Origin of the sequence: Massilia sp. Root133 (assembly GCF_001426525.1) — a bacterium.
GTDB lineage: Bacteria > Pseudomonadota > Gammaproteobacteria > Burkholderiales > Burkholderiaceae_D > Telluria > Telluria orientalis.
In genome coordinates, this window is record NZ_LMEW01000022.1 from 1 (window position 1) to 22,216 (window position 22,216).

Below are 22,216 nucleotides of genomic sequence, written 5' to 3' on the forward strand. Positions count from 1 at the left end.
CCCTGGCACGTCATTATTTGACCGATTGCGTACGACCTCAGTTGGATCACCACGCCTTCCAGCTCGCCCTACTTACACTGATCAATTTGGTGCAGGTTGTGAAAATTTGAGGGGAAGGGTCAGGGTCAGACCCCGGTTTCAGGCAATTTCTCAAAAACGGGCTCTGACCCCGGTTTGACGTCCAGCAAAGGGAGGGTGACGGTGAACGTGCTGCCGCGCCCCGGTCCGGCGCTGGCGGCGTCGACCTGGCCGCCGTGCAGTTCGACGAGCTTGCGCACCAGGGCGAGGCCCAGCCCCAAGCCGCCCTGGGCGCGGTCGAGCGTGCGCGAGGCTTGCGTGAACAGGTCGAACACGACGGGCAGCAGGTCGGGACCGATGCCGTTGCCGCTGTCGCGCACGGCCAGGAAGGCCTGGCCGTCGGCGGCTTCCAGTTCGACCTCGATGTGGCCACCCTCCGGCGTGTACTTGGCGGCATTGGTGAGCAGGTTCGCGACCACCTGCACGAGGCGCGTATGGTCGCCGTCCACCATCACGGGCGCTTCGCCGAGCGCGACGTCGAGGCGGTGGCGGCGCGCGTCGACGAGCGGACGGACCTGTTCGGCGGCCTCCGCGACGACGCGGCGCAGGTCGATCGGCTGCCTGGCCACGGCGACGAGGCCGCGCGTGACGCGCGAGACGTCCAGCAGGTCGTTCACGATGTGGCGCATGTGCGCGACCTGGCGCGCGATGATGTCGCTGATCTGCTTCACGCGCGGCTCGCCCGCATAGGCCAGGCGCAGCATGTCGGCCGCGCTGGAAATCGGCGCCAGCGGGTTGCGCAGTTCGTGCGCCAGCATGGCGAGGAATTCGTCCTTGCGCCGGTCCGCGAGCTGCAGCGCTTCTTCCGCGCGCTTGCGCTCCGTGATGTCGATCGCGACGACGTGCACGACGGTGCTGCGGCCGTCGGCGCCGAGGCCGAGGCGGCCGCGCATGTCGATCCACGCGAGGCGGCCGTCGTCGGCGCGGCGCACGCGCGGCGTGGCGCGGTATTCGCCGCCGGCACGGATGGCCTGTTCGACCGTGTCGCGCAGGGGCTGGCGGTCGTCCGGATGGACGAGCTTCTGCAGCTCGGCGATGTTGTGCCAGCTCTTGCCGAACACGCTGTGCAGGTTGGCCGAGAAGCTGACCTGGCCGCTGTGCGGATCGCGCTCCCACACGGCCATGCGGGCGGCGACGAGGCCCTGCTGCAGGCGCTCCTCGCTGTAGCGCACGGCGCGTTCCGCCCGTTCCAGTGGGGTGACGTCGGTACACGTGCCGAACCACTGGACGATCTGGCCGGCCTCGTCGCGCAGCGGCGCCACCGACGTGAAGAAGCTGCGGTAGCGGCCGTCCGCGCCGCGCAGCGGGAAGGTCATCTGCGCCATGTTGCCGCTGGCGAGGGCTTCCTTCCAGCGCCGCATCACCTGCGGCAGCACTTCGGGATCGTGGTAGCGGTGCCACTCGGCGGCGCCCGCGCTCCCCGGCGGGCTGCCCGTGAATTCGTGCCAGCGGTCGTTGAACCAGACGATGTTGCCTTCCGGGTCGGCCATCCACACGAGCTGCGGGATGTTGTTCGCGAGCTGCAGGAACTTGCGGCGTTCTTCTTCCAGGCGCGCGCGCTGTTCGTACAGGCGGTCGAGCATGCGGTTGAGCGCGCGCGCCAGGCTGACGACTTCGCGCGAACCCTCGAGCGGCGCGCGCTGGGTGCCGATGTCGTCGCCCAGGCTGGCGGAGAACGTCTCCAGGCGGCGCAGGTCGCGCGTGAGGCCGTGCGCCAGCCGCGCCGCGAGGATGAACACCACCAGCGCAAGCAGGCAGGCCACGACCAGGATCAGGAGGTATTGCGGCCCCGACGTCTCGAGCGGCAGCGGCAGGCGGCGCTCGTCCTCGCGCAGCACGAGGCCCACGTGGGCCAGGCGCGGCGGCAGCGGCACGGGTGCCGCGATCTCGTGCGGCACCGCCGCCTTCCTGCCCACCGGCGCGGGCGCGAGCACGGCCCACGACGTGGGCTTCAGGTCGGCCAGCCGCACCTTGTACACCAGGGCGCCTTCCGGCGTGCGCGTGCGCTGGTAGCGCAGCAGCACGACGCCGAGCAGCTCCCCGCCGTCAGGACCGGTCTGCAAGGTGGCCCGGTCGTCGCCATTTTCCAGACGCGCGCGCAGCCACGCCATGTCGGCGTCCGTGAAGCCGGGCACGCCGTTGTCCGCGATTTCCTTGCCCTCGAAATCCGTGAACAGCAGGCGCAGCGGAATGCCGTTCATCTGGCGCAGGCCGTGCAGGAACGGCGTCAGGTAGGTTTCCTTGCCGGCGCTGTCGACGAGCGCCGTGGCCAGGATCGGGCTCGCCCCCACTTCGTGCAGGCGCGTGACGACCGCTTCCAGGTTGTGGCCGACGGTCGTGGCGTGGAACGCGACTTCGCGCTCCTGCAGCAGGGCGTTGGCCTGCGCGCGCTGGTGGTCGATCAGCCAGAACGAGACGCCGGCGATGAGCAGCACGGCGGCCGCCGTCAGGATCGCGGCCGCGTGCGCGAAGCGGCGCGCCAGGCTGGCCGGGGCGGATGCATCGATCATGTCAGTCGCCCGCAGGCACCAGGACGCCGTCCGCGCGGTAGCGCGCAAGCAGCAGGTCGTCCGGGCCGAGCGCTTCGTGGCGGGCAGGCGTGAACGGCGGCGCATACGTCTTGACGAGGCCGTGGACCGTGCCGAGACGCTCGAGCGCGTCGCGCACGGCCTTGCGGTCGGTGCTGCCGGCGCGGTCGATCGCGAGCGCCAGGATGTGCGTGAGGTCGTAGGCGTGCGCGGCGCCCACGGGACCCTTGATGTCCTCGATGCGGCGCACCTTCGACACCTGCGCCGCGCTGGCGAGGAAGCGCTTGACGCGCGCCGGGTCGGCGCGGAAGAAGCTGAAGGTCTGGATCACGGACAGGTCGACCTGCTGCAGCGCCGGTCCCGCCTGGACCGCGAATTCGCCGCCCGTCACGCCCCAGTGGCTCAGGATCGGCAGGCGTTGCGCTTTCGGCAGCGCGGCCACTTCGCGCACGAGGATCGCCGCCTCGTCGTCGTTGGCGACGAGGACGATGGCCTGGGCGCCGGCCGCGCGCAGGTGCTGGTAGTTGTCGACGAGGCTCGTGTCGCGCCAGTTGTACCACGACGTGCCGACGAGCTTCAGCGCGGGCAGCTTCTCGGCCGCGCGGGCCGCCGCCTGGGCATTGCTGCGGCCCCAGGACGTGTTGGTCAGCAGCAGGCCGATGCGGTCGAGGCCGCGCCGCTGCGCCGTCTGCAGCAGCTTCGGCATGGCCAGCGAATCGCGCAGCGACAGGCGGTACACGTAGTTCGGACGCATCTCGTTGTCGACGATGATGTCGGCCGACGACCACGGCGCCATGAACAAGGTGTGCGTCGCGCGCAGCGTCGGCAGTTCCTCGATGACGACGGGGCTGAAGCGGCCGCCGAACACCGCCACGAGATCGGGCATCGCCGCGAACTCCTGAATGTTGCGGATGCCGCGCGCCGGGATCGAACGATGATCTTTCGTCACGACCTGCAACGGCCGGCCGTGCAGCACGCCGCCCGCTGCGTTGATCTCGGCGATGGCCGCGCGCATGCCCAGCTCGACGGCCTGGGCCGATGTCGAATTGTCCAGTCCGAATTCGCCGTCGATGCCCAGCAGCACGGGCCGCGGCGCGGCCGCGCGGGCCGTCGGCAGCAGGCCGGACAACGACAGGGCAGCGAGAACGCGGCGGCGGGACGGTGAGGGATAGTTGGACGCGGGCATGGCAATCGCAGGTGTGACGGAGCGGAATCTGGAATTTTAACGTTATACCGGCAGGCTTTACCTCATTCTGCGACGAAATAGCGTTGCGGTGTCGCAACTGAATGTTCCGTGAATAAATATGGCGTGTATCATTAAATCGTGACACGGTCTCCGCCCACGCAGGCGCGGCACGTGCGGGCCCCATCCTCGCCCTTTCACCGCTCCGGCCCGCCGCCACGACCCGCCGCGCGCATCCGCAGCATTACCGTTTCCGTCGAGGTGCACATGCATATCCAGAATCTCAAAATCGGAGCCCGGCTCGGGCTCGCGTTTGCCGCCGTGCTCGCGCTGTCGGCCATGCTGACCGTGGTCGGCGTACTGCGCCTGCAGCAGGTCGTCGGCGCGACCGCGGACATGGACGCGTCGATCAGCAAGACCCGCCTGGCCGACCGCCGGCTGGCCAGCACCCGCATCAACCGTGCCCTCACCGAAGCGCGCCTGCGTGCCATCGACGCCCAGGACCGTGAGCGGATCAACGCCAGGATGAAGGCGAACAGCGAAGAGATCAGCCGCATCGACGAGGACTTGCAGCGCCTCGTCGCGAGCAACGAAGGCAAGCGGCTGATGGCGGCCCTCAGCGAGCGGCGCAAGGCCTACACGACGGCGCGCAAGAAGCTGTTCGCACTCATGGAAAGCGGCACCGTCGACGCGGCCGCCATCGAGCGCGCCGCCGATGCCGGCATGAATCCGGCGCTTGCGGCGTACGAAGCGGCGGCGGCCGACCTGGCCGAACACCAGAAGAAGGGCGTGGACGACGCCAAGGCGCGCGTCGAGGGCATCGCGGCGAGCGGACGTCTGCTGCTGGTGGGCGTCGGCATCGCGGTCGTGCTGCTGGGCGCGGCGCTGGCGTGGTGGCTTGCGCGCAGCATCACCGGCCCGCTGCGGCGCGCGGTGGCCGTGGCCAATGCCGTCGCGCAGGGCGACCTGACGACGCGCATCGACGTCGCGAGCCGCGACGAGACGGGCGAACTGATGATCGCGCTGCAGACCATGAACGCGAACCTGAACGCGCTGGTGACGCGCGTGCGCAGCGGCGCCGACACCATCGCCACCGCCGCCATCGAGGTGGCCACCGGTAACCACGACCTGTCGGCGCGCACCGAGGAGCAGGCCAGCGCGCTTGAGGAAAGCGCGGCGTCGATGGAAGAATTGACGAGCACCGTGCGCCAGAACGCGGAGAATGCCCGGCAGGGCAACCAGATGGCCGTGTCGGCATCGAGCGTGGCCGTGCGCGGCGGCAACGTCGTCGCGCAGGTGGTCGCAACGATGGGCGCGATCGACGCGTCGTCCAAGAAGATCGTCGACATCATCGGCGTCATCGACGGCATCGCGTTCCAGACGAATATCCTCGCCCTGAACGCGGCCGTGGAAGCGGCGCGCGCGGGCGAGCAGGGCCGCGGCTTCGCCGTCGTCGCGAACGAGGTGCGCACGCTGGCCCAGCGCTCGGCCGGGGCGGCGAAGGAGATCAAGGAACTCATCGGCGACTCCGTCGAGAAGGTCGCCGCCGGTTCGCGCCTGGTGGGCGAGGCCGGCACGACGATCCAGGAAGTCGTCGCCAGCGTGCGCCGCGTCTCGGACATCATGGCCGAGATCTCGGCCGCGTCGGGCGAGCAGAGCGCCGGCATCGAACAGGTCGGCGCCGCGATCCAGCAGATGGACCAGGTGACGCAGCAGAACGCGGCCTTGGTCGAGGAGGCCGCCGCGGCCACGGAATCCATGCAGGAACAGGCGCGCAGCCTGGCCGAGGCGGTCAGCGCGTTCAAGCTGGACCATGCGGCCGCAGCTGCATCCCGTACGCCGTCCCGGCCGCAGCCGGCACTCGCCGCACGTCGTCTGGCAGCTGCCCGCGGCATGGGCTTTTAAGCGACAACGCCGGCTTCGCGCCCGCCGCTCTGCCTTCCGGCAGCGGCGGGCGCCGCCGTTTACGGACGTGTATTTTGCGCCATCCTGGTGCGCATTGCTGCACCGAAACAGTGATGCTGGCTCCGCTTTGGTGCGGATAGCTGGAAATTGCGTGATTTTGTGGACTGATGGCAACAAATGAGTACCGGTAGCCGTTAAACTGCTCTACAGTTTGGTAGCGCCACCATACCTACAAACAGTCGCTTTTGCCTGCCATCGCCATGTTCAAACATCTCAGCATCAAGACCCGTCTCATCTTCCTGACCGTACTGTTGAGTGCGGTTTCTATCGTCGTGGGCGTCGTCGGCCTCGTCAACCAGGGCGCCACGAATGCCGCGCTGGGTACCGTGTACAACGACCGCCTGGTACCCCTCAGCCAGCTCAGCCATATCCTGTCGCTGATGCAGCAGAACCAGAATGCCCTGTCGAGCGCCGCGCTGGCGGCCGAGCCGGACAACGGTCCCGTGATCGCGGAAGTCGAAGCACGCATCCAGGAAATCAGTATGCTGTGGGACCGGTACAAGGCAACCTACCTGACGCCGGAAGAAAAAGTCCTGGCCCAGTCGTTCATCGAGAGCCGCCTGGCGTTCGTCCGGGACGGCCTGAAGCCGACCATGGCCGCGCTGCGTGCCAACGATGCGGACGAGGTCCGGAAGCTGGTCAAGGGGCCGCTGGCGTCGCGCTATCTGCCGGCGCAAAAGAACATGCAGGCGCTCGTGCAATTGCAGCTGGACGTGGCGCAAGCGCAATACGGCGCCGCGCTGGCACGCTACGAACGCACGCGCAATCTCGCGATCGCCCTGATCGTCCTCGGCGCGCTCGCGGGCGCCGGCGTCGCCACGTGGCTGATCCGCGGCATCGGCGCATCGTTGGCCGAAGCCTCGCGCGTGGCCCGCAGCGTGGCGGCCGGCGATCTCACGCAAATCGTGCACATCGAGCGCAACGACGAGATCGGCGAGCTGCTCGGCGCGCTGCGCGCGATGAACGCATCGCTGGCGGACATCGTCGGCGAGGTCCGCGGCGGCACCGATACGATCGCGACGGCCTCGCGCCAGATCGCGGCCGGCAACCAGGACCTGTCGGCGCGCACCGAGCAGCAGGCGTCGTCGCTGGAAGAGACGGCCGCATCGATGGAAGAACTGACGTCGGCCGTGAAGCACAACGCGGACAACGCGCGCCAGGCCAATGCGCTGGCGGAGGCGGCGCGGGGCGTGGCGGAGCGCGGCGGCGCGGTCATCGACGACGTGGTCGGCACGATGGGCGACATCAGCGACGCATCGCGCCGTATTGCCGAGATCATCGGCGTCATCGACGGGATCGCGTTCCAGACCAACATCCTCGCGCTCAACGCGGCCGTGGAAGCGGCGCGCGCGGGCGAGCAGGGGCGCGGGTTCGCCGTCGTGGCGTCCGAGGTGCGCAACCTCGCCCAGCGCTCGGCCGGCGCGGCGAAGGAGATCAAGGGACTCATCGAGAGCTCGGTCGAGCGCGTGGAGACGGGAGGGCGGCTCGTGGGGCAGGCCGGCGCGACGATGCGCGAGATCGTCGACAGCGTGCGGCGCGTGACGGACATCATGGGCGAGATCACGTCGGCCAGTGCCGAACAGACGGCCGGCATCGGCCAGATCAACGTCGCGGTGGCGCAGATGGACCAGGTCACGCAGCAGAACGCCGCGCTGGTCGAGGAAGCCGCCGCGGCGGCCGGCACGATGCACGAACAGGCGCAGCGCCTGGCGGCGTCGGTCGGCGTGTTCCGTGTGGGCCCGCGGCCGGCGCAGGCGACGCGGCCAGTAGCGGACGCTCAGCCGCGTCCGGCACTGGCACGGGCCTGAATCAGAACTTGGACTTCTGCGCCTGCAGCTGTTCGCGCAGCTGGTGCGCGTTGAAGTGGCTGTAGTCCTTGTTCAGTTCAAGGTCGACGAGCGGCTTGAGCTGGTTGTCCAGCTGGCCGCGCAGCACGCCGAGGAACTTCGGCTCGGCCACCAGTTCCAGTTTCTGGAAGCGCTGCTCCTGCCAGCTCTTCAGCAGGTAGTTGCAGATGTCCCTGGCAAAGAACTCGGCGTCGTGCTGTTCCGGTGTCTGCGCCGGCTGGTATTGCTTGTTCGGCGTGGCGCCGCCCGTGTTGTGGATGCTCTGGCCGGCCGACGTCGGGCCGATCCGGTCGGTGTTGATGTCCGCGTCGCGCAGGCGCGCGTTGGCGCTGACCATGTCCTCGACTTCGATGTACGGCTGCTTCGGGTCCGATTCGGCGAAGATGCGGGCGCGGCCCGCGTCGGCGGATACGATCCAGGTGGTAGGCATGCTTTCCCCCTTTTTGTCCAAAATAAACTTGAAGATGTAGGCCCCACCGGGGCCATACAGGCTGAGGGAGAGTCTATCCCAACCAGGATTTTCGGGAAGTACGAAAGGCGCTAGACTGGCGCCATGCAAAAACTCCTCATCGTTCTCGGCCTCGTGCTGCTCGCCGCGGGGCTCCTCTGGCCCTGGCTGCGCCGGTTCCCGTTCGGCCGCCTGCCCGGCGACATCCACGTCGTCCGCGAAGGTTTTTCCTTCAACTTCCCCATCGTCACCTGCCTCATCATCTCGATCGTCGTCTCGATCGTGCTGTGGTTCTTCCGCCGCTGATTAGCAAGATTTGACAAACACGGTCGGAATTTCAACGAGACAATGCGCCCCATACGAAGACGAGAGACGCTGCAGCGTCCACGAATTCGAAACTGGCAAGGTTCTTTGATTACCACAGTTTTGGGAGAGCACATGAGACAGTCGATGGGACGGACCACCGCGATCGCGGGCGCGGTGACGATATTGGTAATGGGCATCGCGGCACAGGCGCGCGCGCAGGACGGCGGCACGCCGGACGCGCAGACCGTGATCGTGACGGGCGTGCGCGCGGCACTGGAACAGTCGCTGCGCCAGAAACGCAACGCGGACGCCGTCGTCGAGGTGGTGACGGCCGAGGACATCGGCAAGATGCCCGACAAGAACGTGGCCGACGCGATCCAGCGCCTGCCCGGCGTGAACACGCAATCGTCCGCGGGCGGCGAGGGCGGCTTCGGCGAGAACGACCGCGTCAGCCTGCGCGGCACGAGCCCCAGCCTGCAGCAGACGCTGTTCAACGGCCACGCGATCAGCACGGGCGACTGGTTCGTGCTGAACCAGTACGGCGGCAACGTGGGCCGCTCGTCGAGCTTTTCGCTGCTGCCGTCGGAACTCGTCGGTTCCATCGTCGTGCAGAAGAGCGCCACCGCCGATCTCGTCGAAGGCGGCGTGTCGGGCGCCATCAACGTGATCACGCGCCGTCCGCTCGACTTCCGCCAGCCCCTGACGGTGGAAGCGTCGGTGCAGGCCAACTACAACGACCTCGCAAAAAAGACCGAGCCGCAGGTGTCGGCCCTCGTGAGCTGGAAGAACGCGACCAATACGTTCGGCGTGCTGCTGCAGGGCTTCTCGGAAAAGCAGAGCGTGCGCCGCGACGGCCAGGAGATCCTCGGCTACACGCCGATCAGCGCGACGAGCGCCGCCGCCGTCGCGAATCCGTCGCTCGCGGGCGTGAAAGTCCCGACCTTCATCGGCGCCGCGTTCTTCGAGCAAAAGAAGAAGCGTGAAGGCGGCGCCTTCGACATCGAGGCGAAGCCGACGCGCGACATCGGCGTCGACCTGAACGGCTTCTATTCGAAGCTGAGCGCGCCGCACCAGAACACCAACTGGCTGGCCGCGCCCGCGAACTCGATCAACAGCGCGAACCTGATTCCGGCGAGCCCCGTGATCCGCAACGGCACGCTCGTCGGCGCGACGTTCTCCAGCAACTCGGGCGAGGTCGACAACATCTACCGTCCGGATGCGGGCGGCGAATCGTGGTACATCGACCTGAACGGCCGCTGGCGCGTCAACGAGGACCTGAGCTTCACGGGCAAGATCGGCCGCACGCACGGCATCGGCTGGGACCACGGCGACGTCTACTACCAGAACAACGTCGACGGCGGCATGATGTACGCGCTGAACGGCATGACGCCGGCCACCGTCAGCTACCCGGGCGGGAACACGACGAAACCGGGATCGACGGCGTGGGCGGGCGGCGGCGAGGCGCAGTCGGTCGACAAGGAAAAGTATGCGCAGGTCGACGGCACCTGGCGCGTGCGCGACAACCCGTGGCTGCAGGGCGTCCGCTTCGGCGCGCGCTGGACGGACCACAAGCGCACCGCCGAGCACCCGCTGGAAACGCGCCCGGGCCCGAACGGTTTCAGCAATCCGGGACCGGTGTGGAACGGCGAGATGTACCCGGGCGACTTCGGCTCGGACCTCGGCGGCAGCGTCTTCAACAACTACTTCAAGTACAGCGGTGCCGCCCTCGGCGCCTGGGGCGCGGTGCCGGGCAACCGCCTGCTGGATTTCACCCTGCGCCACAACTGGCTCGACGAATTCAAGGTGGGCGAGAAGACGGCGGCCGTCTACGGCATGGCCGACATCGGCGGCGACAGCTGGAGCGGCAACTTCGGCCTGCGCGCCGTCGAGACGCGCCAGACGACCGTCGTGAACCTGCCGGGCGGCCAGAACCCGATCACCGGTTCCGCATTCGGTCCGTACACGCCGACGACGTACGAGCGCAAATACCGCGACTACCTGCCGAGCGCGAATGTGAAGTTCGACGTGCGCCAGGATCTCGTCGTCCGCGCCGGCATCGCCAAGACGATGGCGCGTCCCGACTACAGCGCGCTGGGCGGTTCCGTGTCGCTGAACGACGATGCGCTGTCGGGCAGCGGCGGCAACGTCAAGCTGGATCCGATCCGCTCCGTCAACTACGACCTGTCGGCCGAGTGGTACTACATGCCGAAGGCGATGCTGTCGGCGGGCCTGTTCTACATGGACTTCAGCTCCATCGTCGCGCAGGGCACGAGCACGGGCAGCTACTACAACAACAAGCGCGGCGCGTTCACGGACTACCAGATCACGTCGCCGTACAACACGACCGCCACCAACAAGGGCATCGAATTGTCCTGGCAGCAGCCGCTGTGGAGCAACTTCGGCATGCTCACCAACTACACGTGGGCGGACGGCGAGCTGGATGGCGGCGGCGAGATGCTCAACGCGTCGAAGAACACGTACAACGTGACGGGCTACTACGAGAACGACCGTTTCTCCGCGCGTCTCGCGTACAGCCACCGTTCGGCGTACAAGGCGGGCGTCGACCGCGGCGCGAGCCAGCACGTGGATGCGATGCCGTCGCTGGCGGCCTCGGTGAACTTCAAGATCAACGAGCACCTGACGGTCACGTTCGACGCGCTGAACCTCACCAACGAGACGATCAAGATGTACGCCGAGAACAAGGACCAGCCGCGTGCGTTCTACTCGAACGGCCGCACCTTCTACCTCGGCCTGCGCGGCAAGCTCTGATCGTGTCGCAACAAGAGAAGCGCTACGGCGCGCCGGTCGTCGTGACGTGGGCGTGCTTGTCCAACCTCGTCGCGGACGACGCGTTCGCGGCGCGCCTGACGCTCACCAACGTGTCGGACGCGCCGATCGCGGCGGGATGGACCGTGTACTTCAACGCGTGCCGGCGCGTGCTGGCCGGCAGCGTGAGCGCGGGCTTCGACCTGGAGCACGTCAACGGCGACCTGTTCGCGCTGCGCCGCACGGCACCGTCGCCGTGGCAGCCCGGCGAGATGCTGGACGTGCGCTACGAGGCGCAGTTCTGGGCCATCAGCCTGACGGACGCGCCGCTCGGCTTCTACCTCGTCGCAGCGGACGGGCGCACGGTCGACCTGGGCGACGCCGACGTCACGCCGTTCGCGCGGCCGGAACAGCTGCAGCGCCATGCGCGCGACGTGCTGCCGCCGGCCGACGCGGCCTGGCGCTGGCGCGAGAACGGCGGCCTGCGCCTGCTGCCGGATGCGGAAGTCGGCCGCATCACGCCGACGCCGCTCTCGGCCCGCTTCACGAACGCGCGCAGCCGGCTGTCGGCCTCCAGCGAGATCATGGCCGGCGCCGCGCTGGCCGGCGAGGCGGCGTTGCTGCGCGCGCTCCTCGACGATCTGCCGGATGGCGACGGCGCGCGCATCCTGCTGGAGATCGGCACGGTAGCGACGGACGGGCCGGAGGCGTACCGGCTCGACATCGATCCCGGAACGATCCTCGTGCGCGGCGCCGGTGCGCACGGCGTGTTCAACGGCATCCAGACGCTGGCCCAGCTGCTGGATGCGGATGGTGTGTTGCCGTGCGGCCGCGTGCTCGACGCGCCGCGCTTCGGCTACCGCGGCATGATGCTCGACGTGGCGCGCCACTTCGCCTCGGTCGCCACGGTCAAACGCCTGCTCGACTGCATGGCGCGCTATAAACTGAACCGGCTGCACCTGCACCTGACGGACGACGAGGGCTGGCGCCTGCGGATCGACGCGCTGCCGGAACTGACGGACATCGGCAGCAAGCGCGGCGCGGCGCGCGACCGCACCCTCCCGCCGTCGTTCGGTTCCGGCGCGGACGTGGGCACATCGTCCGGCACGGGCCATTACGACGCGGACGAGTTCATCGAGATCCTGCGTTACGCGCACGCACGCCACATCGAGGTCATCCCGGAATTCAACATGCCGGGCCACGCGCGCGCGGCCGTGCTGGCGATGCGCGCGCGCCACGACCGCCTGCGCGCGCAGGGCGATATCGAAGGCGCGGAGCGCTACCTGCTGAGCGATCCGTACGATGCCTCCGTCTACGAATCCGTGCAGCTGTGGCGCGACAACGTGATCTGCATCGCGCTGCCGTCCGTCGACCGCTTCATCGACACGGTCGCCTCCCACGTGGCGGCGCTGTACCGCGAGGCCGGCGTGCCGCTCAAGACCATCCACACGGGCGGCGACGAGGTGCCGCCGGGCGCGTGGGAAGGCTCGCCGCGGTGCCGGGCGCTGATGCGCGAGCGGGGCTGGACCCGGATCGCGCAGCTTCAGGCGGATTTCGTCGACCGCTGCCGCGCGATCCTCGCGCGCCACGGCCTCGCGTTCGCGGGCTGGGAAGAGACGGCGCTCGTGTACGAGGACGGCGGCCCCGGTTTCCAGGTCTATGCATGGAACAACGCGTGGGGCTCGGGCAAGGAAGACGTCGCGTACCGTCTCGCCAATGCGGGCTACGACGTCGTGCTGGCGAATGCCGCGAACCTGTATTTCGACCTCGCGTATGCGAAGGATCCGCAGGAACCCGGTTATTACTGGGCCGGCTTCGTGGAGACGCGCCATGCGTTCGGCTTCTGCCCGCTGGACATGATCGTCAGCGCGGCCACCGACCCGATGGGCCAAAGCGTGTCGCCCGGGCGGCTGGCCGCGATGACGCGCCTGACGGCCGCGGGCCGGCGCCGCGTCAATGGCCTGCAGGGACAGCTGTGGGGCGAGAATGCGCGCACGCGCGACCGCATCGAATACCTGGCCGCGCCGCGCCTCGTGGCGCTGGCGGAGCGGGCGTGGGCACCGGATCCCGGCTGGTGCGCGATCGACGATGCCGATGCGCGCGCACGCGCCATGGACGACGCGTGGAACGAATTCGCCAACCGCCTCGGCCAGCGCGAACTGGCGCGGCTCGACCGCGCGCCGCTGGCCTACGGCTACCGGTTGCCGCCGCCGGGCGCCGTCGCCGCCGGCCGGACGTTCCACGCGAACGTGGCCCTGCCGGGCCTGGCGCTGCATTACACTCTGGACGGCAGCGAGCCCGATGCCGCCAGCCCGCGCTACACGGGACCGGTGGAGGCAGGGCAGGGCGCCGCCGTGTTCAAGGTCGCCACCTTCGACACGCGCGGCCGCAAGAGCGCAACCGTCGTCATCGCACTGGACTCCCATGGATAGCATCCGTCCCGACCACCTCGCACCCCAGGCGCACCGTCATCCGCTCGCGTGGGTGCCCACGCTGTACCTCGCGCAGGGCCTGCCGTTCTACGCCGTCGCCCTCGTGGCGGGACTGATGTTCAAGAGCATGGGCGTGCCCAACGAGCAGATCGCGCGCTGGACCGGCGTCCTCGGCCTCGCCTGGGTGTTCAAGGCATTGTGGAGTCCATTCCTGGAACTCGCGGCGAGCAAGAAGCGGGTCGTCGTCGTGCTGCAGGTCACGGGCGGCATCGCGCTCGCGGCGCTGGCCGTCGCGCTGCAGCTGCCCGCATGGTTCGCGCTGGCGATCGGGCTGCTGGCCATCGTGTCGTTCGCGTCCAGCACGCACGACATCGCGGCCGACGGTTTGTATATCGCGAACCTGTCGGAGCGCCAGCAGGCGGCGTACGCCGGCTGGCAGGGCGCGTTCTTCAACGGCGCCAAGTTCCTGTCGCTGGGTGGTCTCGTGATCCTGGCCGGCTTCCTCGAACAGCGCGTGGGACCGCCGGCCGCGTGGGCGACCGTGTTCGGGCTGCTGGGGGCTCTATTGGCGGGGCTCGGGCTGTATCACGCGTGGGCGTTGCCCGAGACCGCGAGGACCGGCGCCGGGGCGTCGATGCGTGGCAGCGTGGACGTATTGGTGGACGTCGTGCGCGCATTCTTCGCCAAGCCGGGCATCTGGATGGGCATCCTGTTCATCCTGCTGTTCCGTCTCGCGGAAGGGCAGGTGCAGACGATCGGCCCGCTGTTCCTGCGCGATGCGCGCGCGGTCGGCGGCCTCGGTCTCTCCACGCAGGAAGTGGGCGCCATCTACGGCACGGCCGGCACGGCGGCCTTCCTGGTCGGCAGCATCCTCGGCGGCTGGTTCACGGCGCGCGTGGGCCTCAGGCGCGCGATGCTCGTGCTGATCCTCGCGATGAACGTGCCGAACCTCGTGTTCTGGTACCTGAGCGCGGCGCAACCGTCGCACCTGGGCCTCGTCATGGCCGCATTGTCGACCGAGATGTTCGGCTACGGGTTCGGCTTCGTGGGCATGATCCTGTTCATCATGCAGGTGATCGCGCCCGGCCGCTACCAGACCGCGCACTACGCGCTGGGGTCCGGGTTCATGCAGTTGGGCTTCGTGCTGTCGAAGGTGGTCAGCGGCGACATCCAGCATGCGCTGGGTTACCGTCACTTCTTCCTGTGGGTGGTGTTGTCGGCGCTGCCGGTGCTCGTGTTGACGCGGTTCGTGAAGATGACACCGGCGACGCAGGACTGACGTCAGCGGCGGTAGGTCGGGCGGCGCGCCGGCGCTGCGTTGCGCTTCTCGATATGGCGGAACGTGATGCGACCCTTGCTCAGGTCGTACGCGGACATCTCCAGCGTCACGCGGTCGCCCGCGAGGATGCGGATATGGTGCTGGCGCATCTTGCCCGACGTGTAAGCGATCAGTTTGTGTCCATTGTCCAGGTCGACGCGAAAGCGCGAGTCGGGCAGGATTTCCTGGACGATGCCGTCCATTTCGATGAGTTCTTCTTTGGCCATGAGGGTCCTTGGGTGGCGGGCGCGCGGCGGGGTGCCGGCGTGTCGATGAGGTGAGTCGGCTATATAGCCGGAACGCATATTATAACGCATTTGGATGAGTTTTAGTTATACTCCATTTATACTCTGGTTGGAGTATGATGGGCGTATAAAAACCATGGAGGCGCCATGAAGCTCGTCGAAACGAAACCCAAATTCCCTGATACCGACAAGGTCACGATCAACCTGGGCCTGGTCGATCTCGCCCAGATGGACCTGCTCGTGGCGGAAGGGTTTTATACGAACCGCACGGATTTCGTCCGTACGGCCATCCGCAACCAGTTACAGCAGCACGGCGACGTGATCCGCCAGACGGTGACGCGCAAGCGCTTCGTCATGGGCATGCAGCGCTATACGAGGGCGGCGCTTGAAGCAAGCGTCGCCGCCGGCGAGCGGCTCGACATCCATGTGCTGGGCCTCGCCACCATCGACGACGACGTCACGCCCGAACTGGCGCGCGACGCCATCGCGTCGATCCAGGTGCTGGGCGCCTTTCTCGCTCCCGCCGCCGTCAAGTCCGCGCTTGCGGACCGCATCCATATTTGAAGGAACACCATGAAACCCTATGAACAATTTGTTGAGAACATGCTCAGCGCCGTCCGTTCGGGCCAGGGCAAGGACCCGGCCGCGGCCACCGCGCTCATCCAGGATGCGCTGCGCAATGCCGGGTTGATGCCCGGCGCTTCCGCCACGCCGTCCGCGGCGGAAGCGCCGGCGCGCGCACCGTTCGTCGACCTGAACGGCGTGCCGGACTGGCTGCGCCGTCAGGCCACGGCGAAAGGCGGCAAGCCGGCCGACGACTGGCGCGCGCGCCTGGACGCGCTGCGCCCGCGTCCACAGCCGGTCACGCCTGACGCGCCCGGCCAATTTATCGAAGGATCGTTCGGCAACGCAGCCGGCACGCGCCGCTACCGCCTGTATGTGCCGGCACGGGCGGCGACCGGGCCGCGTCCGCTCGTCGTCATGCTGCACGGCTGCCAGCAGAGTGCCGCCGATTTCGCGGCCGGCACGGCCATGAACCGGCTGGCGGAAGAACAAGGCTGCCTGGTGCTGTATCCGGACCAGGAGCGCAGCGCCAACAGTTCGAATTGCTGGAACTGGTTCGACGCGACCCACCAGCAGCGCGAGCAAGGCGAGCCTTCGCTGCTTGCCGGCATGACGCGCAAGATCGTGCAGGAGCACGGCGCCGATCCGCGCCGCGTCTACATCGCCGGCCTGTCGGCGGGCGGGGCGATGGCGGCCGTCATGGGCGCGGCCTATCCCGAGCTGTATGCGGCCGTCGGCGTGCATTCCGGCCTGCCGGTCGGCGCGGCGCGCGACCTCATGTCGGGGCTGAACGCGATGAAGGGCAAGCACCTGCACGGCGCCAGCCGGACGCTGCGCCGCCGCGTGCCGCTGATCGTGTTCCATGGCGACCAGGACGCCGTCGTCCATCCGTCCAACGGCGAGGTGCTGATCCGCCAGTTCCTGGGCGACGGGACCGTACGCGAGATCGAGGAGCGCGGCACGGCCGGCACCGGCCGCGGCCACACGCGCACGACGGCGCTGGACGATGCCGGACGCGCGGTGGCGGAACACTGGGTCGTGCACGGGGCGGGTCATGCCTGGGCCGGCGGCGATCCGTCCGGTTCGTACACGGATGCGGCCGGACCAAGCGCGTCGGCCGAGATGCTGCGCTTCTTCCTGGACCAGGCCGGCGGCTGATCGGCGACTGTTGCGAAACCTCCAGGTTTGCTATGCTGGAGGATTCCCACGATCGTTGATGGAGTACAGGATGGTTTCCCTGCAGGAGCAGCTGATGAAGGCCGGGCTGGTCGACAAGAAGAAGGTCAAGGTCGTCAACCAGGAAAAGGCCAAGCAGCAAAAAATCGAGCGCCGCACCGGTGTGCAAAGCGTCAACGAGACGAAGGAGGCGGTGGCCGAGGCCCAGCGCCAGCAGGCCGAGCGCGCCCGTGCCCTGAACGCCCAGCGCGATGCGGCCGCCGCCGCGAAGGCCGTCGAGGCGCAGATCACGCAGATGATCCAGGTGAACCGCCAGCCCAAGGGCAAGGGCAACCTGGACGTCGTCTACAACTTCACGATCGGCACGAAGATCGAGCGCATCCACGTCTCCGCGGCCGTGCGCGACCACCTGGTGGCAGGCCGTTTGTCGATCGTCGCCCACGCGGGCGGCTTCGAGCTGGTGCCGCGCGTGATCGCGGACAAGATCGCGGAACGGGCGCCGGAACGCGTCGTACGCGTGAACAAGGCTGCCGAAGCCGTCGCGGAAGGCGAGGACGATCCGTACAAGGACTTCAAGATCCCCGACGATTTCGACTGGTGATCAGCGTTTCTTGATCGGGAGCGCGAGCCAGCCGCGCCAGCGGCCCTCGGGTGTGCGTTCGACCTTCTGGATGTGCGGCCGGGTGCTGTCCAGGCGCCAGACGGCCTGCTTGTCGAGCCAGTCCTCGTACATGGAGCGGAAGCGCGGCCACTCGTCGTCGAAGTCGAGGCAGGCGTAGGTGCCGGCCGGCAGGACGCGTAATCCCAGGCCGGGATCGAGCACGGTATCGTCCGCGCACCCGAAGTCATAGCAATATTCCCGCTCGCCCGTAAAACCCGGGTCTTCGTCGAACACGCCGTACCACGGGGTGCTGGCGGGCACGCCGTCGGCATTCTCGCGTTCCTGGATGAAGTCGTGGCAGGCGAACGACAGCGCCGCGCCGGACTGGCCGAAGAACCGTTGGTAGCGCAAGGTCAGCGCCGGCAGGTTGCGCACGGCGATGCGCGCGGCGATCGTGCCCGGCTCGGGCGGGCAGTAGGGGGCCAGGATCGCTTCCAGGTTGTCCGGCTCGGCGACGAAGAAGCTGACGTCGCTCTCGCGGCCGACCTGCTGGTCCATGTAGTCGCGCCATCCCCCTTCGCGCCACGCCTTGGCCGACATCGCGAACTGCTGCTTGAATGCCTTGGCGAATGCCGCGTTCGATGGGAAGCCGCAATCCTGGGCGATGCGCACGATGGGCACGTCCGGCTCGTGACGCAGCAGGTGGGCGGCGCGGCGCAGGCGGCGCTTGCGCTGGTATTCGCAGGCCGAGAAGCCCGTCAGTTCGCGGAAGATGCGGTCGAAGTGGAACGACGAATAACTGGCCGACGCCGCCAGCGATTTCAATGCGAGCGGATCGCCGACCGAGTCCAGCATCAGGTCCATCACTTCATACAGGCGCGACACGCGCGCGGCGGTCTTCGACATCAACGGCAATCATTTACAAAATTGAAATAACTAGTTTCCGTAAATAACATGCCGTTGGCAAGCGTTTACCGCTGCCGCCGCCGCCGAGTGTTGTCAGTACGCCGCCTGGGGCGTCATCTCCAGCTTGCTCAGGTCGAACCCTTGCCGCTCCAGCCGCTCGAGCAGGGCGCCGTACGCCTGGCGCGACACGGTCGGGGTGCGTGACAGGATCCACAGATAGTCCCGCCGCGGCTCGCTGACGGCGGCCAGCTGGTAATTCGGGTCGAGGTCGATCACCCAGTAGTCGCCCCACACCATCGGCAGGAACGACAGCCAGGCCGGCGCGAACCGGACCTTCAGCGTCGGCGACGTGGGGCCGCCCAGCTGGCGCGCCGTGCCCACCGCCTCGTCGATGGTGCCGTCCGTGCGGCGGCAGCGGTTGATGACTTGCACGGTCTTGTCCGGCTGCAGGCTGTAATGCGCCGTCGTGTTGCCGGCACATTGTTTCTGAAACCTGTTCGGGTATTTTGCAATTTCATACCAGGCGCCCATGTAGCGCGGCACGTCGAGGCTGGGAACCGGCGTCACGGGCGCGGAACGGGCGCCGCGTTCGGCGGCGAGCAGCGTCGCACTGGCGCCGAGCAGGCCGAGCAGCAAGAGGATCAGGCGGGTATTCGGGAGCATGGGGATACGTTGTTGAACGGGACTGTGTCTATCGTACGACAACCTCGCCCGAGCCGTCGCCCGCCGCCAATCGATTGTCAATAATGCAACTACATTGATTTGCAAGAAAGTTGCTCTGCAGACTTAATGGCAGCCGTCCGGCTGTCGCCTTTCTCTTCTGCTGACAGAAATTTCTTAATGGCAACGCAAGAAACGTCAAGCGCCACGTGGCTGGAAAAGCCGGTCCGGATGAATTATCGAAGGGATAAAAATACGTGGTGGAGAGTGCGTTGTGGAGAAAAAACAACCGAAAATGCCTCAAGTTGGCCGGTTTGTTGCCGTAAAGCATTCGTAAGCGCACCAATAAAATGTATCCTTAGGGAAATAGTCTTTTACTGATATCGCGCATCGGGCGGCGATCATTCGGACAACGTTCAATATATTAAAGGTTCATCGACCATGGCATCAGTTATCACCGGAATGAGCACCGCCCAGATACAGGCGCTGACTACTTCCCAAATCGTCGCCCTCGCGACCTCCGACATGACTGCGTTTTCGACGACGCAGCTTGGTGCGTTGACGACCAACCAATTGCAGGCCATCGAAACCCGTGACCTGGCTGTCCTGACCACGACCCAGATCTCGGCCGGCCTCACGACCACGCAGATCGCCGCCCTGACGACGAACCAGGCGGGTGCCCTGACGACCGGCCAGGTCGGCGCCCTGACGACGAACCAGGTCGCCGCGATCGAAACGGCCGACTTCGCGTCGCTGAAAACGAACCAGATCGCCGCGCTGACCACGGCCCAGGTGTCGGCTGGCCTGACGACGAACCAGATCGTTGCCCTGACCACGTCCCAGGCCGGCGCACTGACCACCGCGCAGACCGCCGCGCTGACCACGAACCAGGTTGCCGCGCTGCAGACCGCCGACCTCGGCGCGTTCAAGACGAGCCAGGTTGCCGCGCTGACCACGAACCAGATCTCGGCCGGCCTGTCCACGAACCAGCTGGCGTCGATGGTGACCACGCAGATCGCCGCGCTGACGACCGCCCAGGTGTCCGCTGGCCTGACGACGAACCAGATCTCGGCCGGCCTGTCCACGAACCAGCTGGCGTCGATGGTGACCACGCAGATCGCCGCGCTGACGACCGCCCAGGTGTCCGCTGGCCTGACGACGAACCAGATCGTTGCCCTGACCACGGCTCAGGCGGGTGCCCTGACGACCGGCCAGGTCGGCGCGCTGACGACGAACCAGGTCGCCGCGATCGAAACGGCCGACCTGGCCGCCATGAAGACGAACCAGATCGCCGCGCTGACGACGNCTGACGACCGGCCAGGTCGGCGCGCTGACGACGAACCAGGTCGCCGCGATCGAAACGGCCGACCTGGCCGCCATGAAGACGAACCAGATCGCCGCGCTGACGACGGCCCAGGTCTCGGCTGGCCTGACGACGAACCAGATCGTTGCCCTGACCACGGCCCAGGCAGGCGCCCTGACCACCGGCCAGACCGTCGCACTGACGACCAACCAGGTTGCCGCACTGCAGACCGCCGACCTCGCCGCGTTCAAGACGAGCCAGGTTGCCGCGCTGACCACGAACCAGATCTCGGCCGGCCTGTCCACGAACCAACTGGCGTCGATGACGACCGCCCAGATCGCCGCGTTGACCACGGCCCAGGTGTCGGCAGGCCTGACGACGAACCAGATCGTCGCCCTGACCACGAACCAGGCGGGTGCCCTGACGACCGGCCAGGTCGGCGCCCTGACGACGAACCAGGTTGCCGCGATCGAAACGGCCGACCTGGCCGCCATGAAGACGAACCAGATCGCCGCGCTGACGACGAACCAGGTGTCGGCTGGCCTGACGACGAACCAGATCGTCGCCCTGACCACGTCCCAGGCAGGTGCGCTGACCAACGCGCAGACCGCCGCACTGACCACGAACCAGGTTGCCGCGCTGCAGACCGCCGACCTCGCTGCGTTCAAGACGAGCCAGGTTGCCGTCCTGACGACGAACCAGATCTCGGCCGGCCTGACGACGAACCAGCTGGCGTCGATGACGACCGCCCAGATCGCCGCGTTGACCACGGCCCAGGTCTCGGCTGGCCTGACGACGAACCAGATCGTCGCCCTGACCACGAACCAGGCAGGCGCGCTGACCACCGGCCAGACCGCCGCGCTGACCACGAACCAGGTTGCCGCACTGCAGACCGCCGACCTCGCCGCGTTCAAGACGAGCCAGGTTGCCGCGCTGACGACGAACCAGATCTCGGCCGGCCTGTCCACGAACCAGCTGGCGTCGATGGTGACCACGCAGATCGCCGCGCTGACGACCGCCCAGGTGTCCGCTGGCCTGACCGGCCAGGTCGGCGCGCTGACGACGAACCAGGTCGCCGCGATCGAAACGGCCGACCTGGCCGCCATGAAGACGAACCAGATCGCCGCGCTGACGACGAAYCAGGTCTCGGCTGGCCTGACGACGAACCAGATCGTCGCCCTGACCACGTCCCAGGCAGGTGCGCTGACCAACGCGCAGACCGCCGCACTGACGACCAACCAGGTTGCCGCACTGCAGACCGTCGACCTCGCCGCGTTCAAGACGAGCCAGGTTGCCGCGCTGACGACAAACCAGATCTCGGCCGGYCTGTCCACGGCGCAGTTCTCCTCGCTGACGACCGCGCAGATCGCCGCGCTGACGACCGCCCAGGTGTCGGCTGGCCTGACGACGAACCARATCGTYGCCCTGACCACGAACCAGGCGGGTGCCCTGACGACCGGCCAGGTCGGYGCGCTGACGACGAACCAGGTCGCCGCGATCGAAACGGCCGACTTCGCGTCGCTGAAGACGAACCAGATCGCCGCACTGACGACCAACCAGGTGTCSGCAGGCCTGACGACGAACCAGATCGTTGCCCTGACCACGTCCCAGGCAGGYGCGCTGACCAACGCGCAGACCGCCGCGCTGACGACCAACCAGGTTGCCGCACTGCAGACCGTCGACCTCGCCGCATTCAAGACGAGCCAGGTTGCCGCGCTGACGACGAACCAGATCTCGGCCGGCCTGTCGACGAACCAGTTGTCGTCGATGACGACCGCCCAGATCGCCGCGCTGACCACGGCCCAGGTCTCGGCTGGCCTGACGACGAACCAGATCGTCGCCCTGACGACGGCCCAGGCTGCCGCCCTGACGACCGCACAGGCTTCCAAC

At 67.7% G+C, this 22,216-nt stretch carries 16 protein-coding genes and 1 pseudogene; 11 read left to right on the forward strand and 6 right to left on the reverse strand.

Features of this window, described 5'->3' with window-relative positions; translation table 11 throughout:
- Window positions 1–125: 125 nt before the first annotated feature.
- Window positions 126–2,588 carry a PAS domain-containing sensor histidine kinase gene (locus tag ASD28_RS15915; RefSeq protein WP_056129831.1) on the reverse strand — a complete coding sequence of 821 codons (2,463 nt, stop codon included), beginning with the start codon at window positions 2,586–2,588 and terminating at the stop codon, window positions 126–128.
- A gap of 1 nt (window position 2,589) precedes the next feature.
- Complete coding sequence (locus ASD28_RS15920) at window positions 2,590–3,792, reverse strand: ABC transporter substrate-binding protein (RefSeq protein WP_200948839.1); 1,203 nt, start codon at window positions 3,790–3,792, stop codon at window positions 2,590–2,592.
- Window positions 3,793–4,056: 264 nt separating this feature from the next.
- Here ASD28_RS15920 and ASD28_RS15925 point away from each other — a divergent pair, with 264 nt between their 5' ends.
- Window positions 4,057–5,694: a methyl-accepting chemotaxis protein gene (locus ASD28_RS15925; protein WP_056129836.1), complete on the forward strand. Its 1,638-nt coding sequence runs from the start codon at window positions 4,057–4,059 to the stop codon at window positions 5,692–5,694.
- Window positions 5,695–5,954: 260 nt separating this feature from the next.
- Window positions 5,955–7,562, forward strand: a complete 1,608-nt coding sequence (locus ASD28_RS15930) for a methyl-accepting chemotaxis protein (protein ID WP_056129839.1) — start codon at window positions 5,955–5,957, stop codon at window positions 7,560–7,562.
- A 1-nt stretch (window position 7,563) separates the two neighbouring features.
- Here the strand turns inward: ASD28_RS15930 and ASD28_RS15935 are convergent, their stop codons facing one another.
- Window positions 7,564–8,031, reverse strand: a complete 468-nt coding sequence (locus ASD28_RS15935; RefSeq protein ID WP_056129841.1) for a host attachment protein — start codon at window positions 8,029–8,031, stop codon at window positions 7,564–7,566.
- Window positions 8,032–8,154: 123 nt separating this feature from the next.
- On the opposite strand from ASD28_RS15935, the gene ASD28_RS15940 reads away from it, so the two are divergent.
- The 4 genes from ASD28_RS15940 (at window position 8,155) to ASD28_RS15955 (ending at window position 14,832) form a co-directional block, all read left to right on the forward strand.
- On the forward strand, window positions 8,155–8,355 hold the full coding sequence (locus ASD28_RS15940) for a DUF2905 domain-containing protein (protein WP_056129845.1): 201 nt from the start codon (window positions 8,155–8,157) through the stop codon (window positions 8,353–8,355).
- Between the two features lie 144 nt (window positions 8,356–8,499).
- Window positions 8,500–11,124, forward strand: a complete 2,625-nt coding sequence (locus tag ASD28_RS15945; RefSeq protein ID WP_229412397.1) for a TonB-dependent receptor — start codon at window positions 8,500–8,502, stop codon at window positions 11,122–11,124.
- 2 nt (window positions 11,125–11,126) lie between these two features.
- A complete protein-coding gene (locus tag ASD28_RS15950; RefSeq protein ID WP_229412398.1) occupies window positions 11,127–13,553 on the forward strand; it encodes a family 20 glycosylhydrolase in 2,427 nt (808 codons plus the stop codon).
- Window positions 13,546–14,832 carry an MFS transporter gene (locus ASD28_RS15955; protein ID WP_056129851.1) on the forward strand — a complete coding sequence of 429 codons (1,287 nt, stop codon included), beginning with the start codon at window positions 13,546–13,548 and terminating at the stop codon, window positions 14,830–14,832. Before ASD28_RS15950 ends, ASD28_RS15955 begins: the two co-directional genes overlap by 8 nt.
- Window positions 14,833–14,834: 2 nt before the next feature.
- Here ASD28_RS15955 and infA read toward each other — a convergent pair whose 3' ends face one another.
- Complete coding sequence (infA, locus tag ASD28_RS15960; protein WP_056129853.1) at window positions 14,835–15,098, reverse strand: translation initiation factor IF-1; 264 nt, start codon at window positions 15,096–15,098, stop codon at window positions 14,835–14,837.
- 165 nt (window positions 15,099–15,263) lie between these two features.
- Here infA and ASD28_RS15965 point away from each other — a divergent pair, with 165 nt between their 5' ends.
- The 3 genes from ASD28_RS15965 (at window position 15,264) to ASD28_RS15975 (ending at window position 17,457) form a co-directional block, all read left to right on the forward strand.
- Window positions 15,264–15,680 (forward strand): hypothetical protein, encoded by a 417-nt coding sequence (locus ASD28_RS15965; RefSeq protein ID WP_056129856.1) that lies wholly within the window; start codon window positions 15,264–15,266, stop codon window positions 15,678–15,680.
- A 9-nt stretch (window positions 15,681–15,689) separates the two neighbouring features.
- Window positions 15,690–16,838 carry a PHB depolymerase family esterase gene (locus ASD28_RS15970; protein WP_056129859.1) on the forward strand — a complete coding sequence of 383 codons (1,149 nt, stop codon included), beginning with the start codon at window positions 15,690–15,692 and terminating at the stop codon, window positions 16,836–16,838.
- Between the two features lie 70 nt (window positions 16,839–16,908).
- Complete coding sequence (locus ASD28_RS15975) at window positions 16,909–17,457, forward strand: DUF2058 domain-containing protein (RefSeq protein ID WP_056129863.1); 549 nt, start codon at window positions 16,909–16,911, stop codon at window positions 17,455–17,457.
- Here the strand turns inward: ASD28_RS15975 and ASD28_RS15980 are convergent, their stop codons facing one another.
- Window positions 17,458–18,363 carry a helix-turn-helix domain-containing protein gene (locus ASD28_RS15980; protein WP_229412399.1) on the reverse strand — a complete coding sequence of 302 codons (906 nt, stop codon included), beginning with the start codon at window positions 18,361–18,363 and terminating at the stop codon, window positions 17,458–17,460. It abuts the gene before it with no gap.
- Window positions 18,364–18,456: 93 nt separating this feature from the next.
- Window positions 18,457–19,026, reverse strand: a complete 570-nt coding sequence (locus ASD28_RS15985; protein WP_056129868.1) for a lipocalin family protein — start codon at window positions 19,024–19,026, stop codon at window positions 18,457–18,459.
- A 522-nt stretch (window positions 19,027–19,548) separates the two neighbouring features.
- On the opposite strand from ASD28_RS15985, the pseudogene ASD28_RS32830 reads away from it, so the two are divergent.
- Together ASD28_RS32830 and ASD28_RS15995 are read left to right on the forward strand one after the other, a co-directional pair.
- Window positions 19,549–20,328: pseudogene (locus ASD28_RS32830) on the forward strand (heme utilization protein); the annotation flags it as partial.
- Window positions 20,329–20,401: 73 nt separating this feature from the next.
- Window positions 20,402–22,216, forward strand: a 1,815-nt coding sequence (locus ASD28_RS15995; RefSeq protein ID WP_373994859.1) for a beta strand repeat-containing protein, incomplete at its 3' end; no start/stop codon positions are given.

Bases quoted from the DNA above. Each gene is read 5' to 3' on its own strand.
- infA (WP_056129853.1), bottom strand. From the start codon at position 15,098: ATGGCCAAAGAAGAACTCATCGAAATGGACGGCATCGTCCAGGAAATC.
- ASD28_RS15930 (WP_056129839.1), top strand. From the start codon at position 5,955: ATGTTCAAACATCTCAGCATCAAGACCCGTCTCATCTTCCTGACCGTA.
- ASD28_RS15915 (WP_056129831.1), bottom strand. From the start codon at position 2,588: ATGATCGATGCATCCGCCCCGGCCAGCCTGGCGCGCCGCTTCGCGCAC.
- ASD28_RS15975 (WP_056129863.1), top strand. From the start codon at position 16,909: ATGGTTTCCCTGCAGGAGCAGCTGATGAAGGCCGGGCTGGTCGACAAG.
- ASD28_RS15945 (WP_229412397.1), top strand. From the start codon at position 8,500: ATGGGACGGACCACCGCGATCGCGGGCGCGGTGACGATATTGGTAATG.
- ASD28_RS15970 (WP_056129859.1), top strand. From the start codon at position 15,690: ATGAAACCCTATGAACAATTTGTTGAGAACATGCTCAGCGCCGTCCGT.
- ASD28_RS15985 (WP_056129868.1), bottom strand. From the start codon at position 19,026: ATGCTCCCGAATACCCGCCTGATCCTCTTGCTGCTCGGCCTGCTCGGC.
- ASD28_RS15940 (WP_056129845.1), top strand. From the start codon at position 8,155: ATGCAAAAACTCCTCATCGTTCTCGGCCTCGTGCTGCTCGCCGCGGGG.
- ASD28_RS15965 (WP_056129856.1), top strand. From the start codon at position 15,264: ATGAAGCTCGTCGAAACGAAACCCAAATTCCCTGATACCGACAAGGTC.
- ASD28_RS15935 (WP_056129841.1), bottom strand. From the start codon at position 8,031: ATGCCTACCACCTGGATCGTATCCGCCGACGCGGGCCGCGCCCGCATC.
- ASD28_RS15955 (WP_056129851.1), top strand. From the start codon at position 13,546: ATGGATAGCATCCGTCCCGACCACCTCGCACCCCAGGCGCACCGTCAT.
- ASD28_RS15980 (WP_229412399.1), bottom strand. From the start codon at position 18,363: ATGTCGAAGACCGCCGCGCGCGTGTCGCGCCTGTATGAAGTGATGGAC.
- ASD28_RS15920 (WP_200948839.1), bottom strand. From the start codon at position 3,792: ATGCCCGCGTCCAACTATCCCTCACCGTCCCGCCGCCGCGTTCTCGCT.
- ASD28_RS15925 (WP_056129836.1), top strand. From the start codon at position 4,057: ATGCATATCCAGAATCTCAAAATCGGAGCCCGGCTCGGGCTCGCGTTT.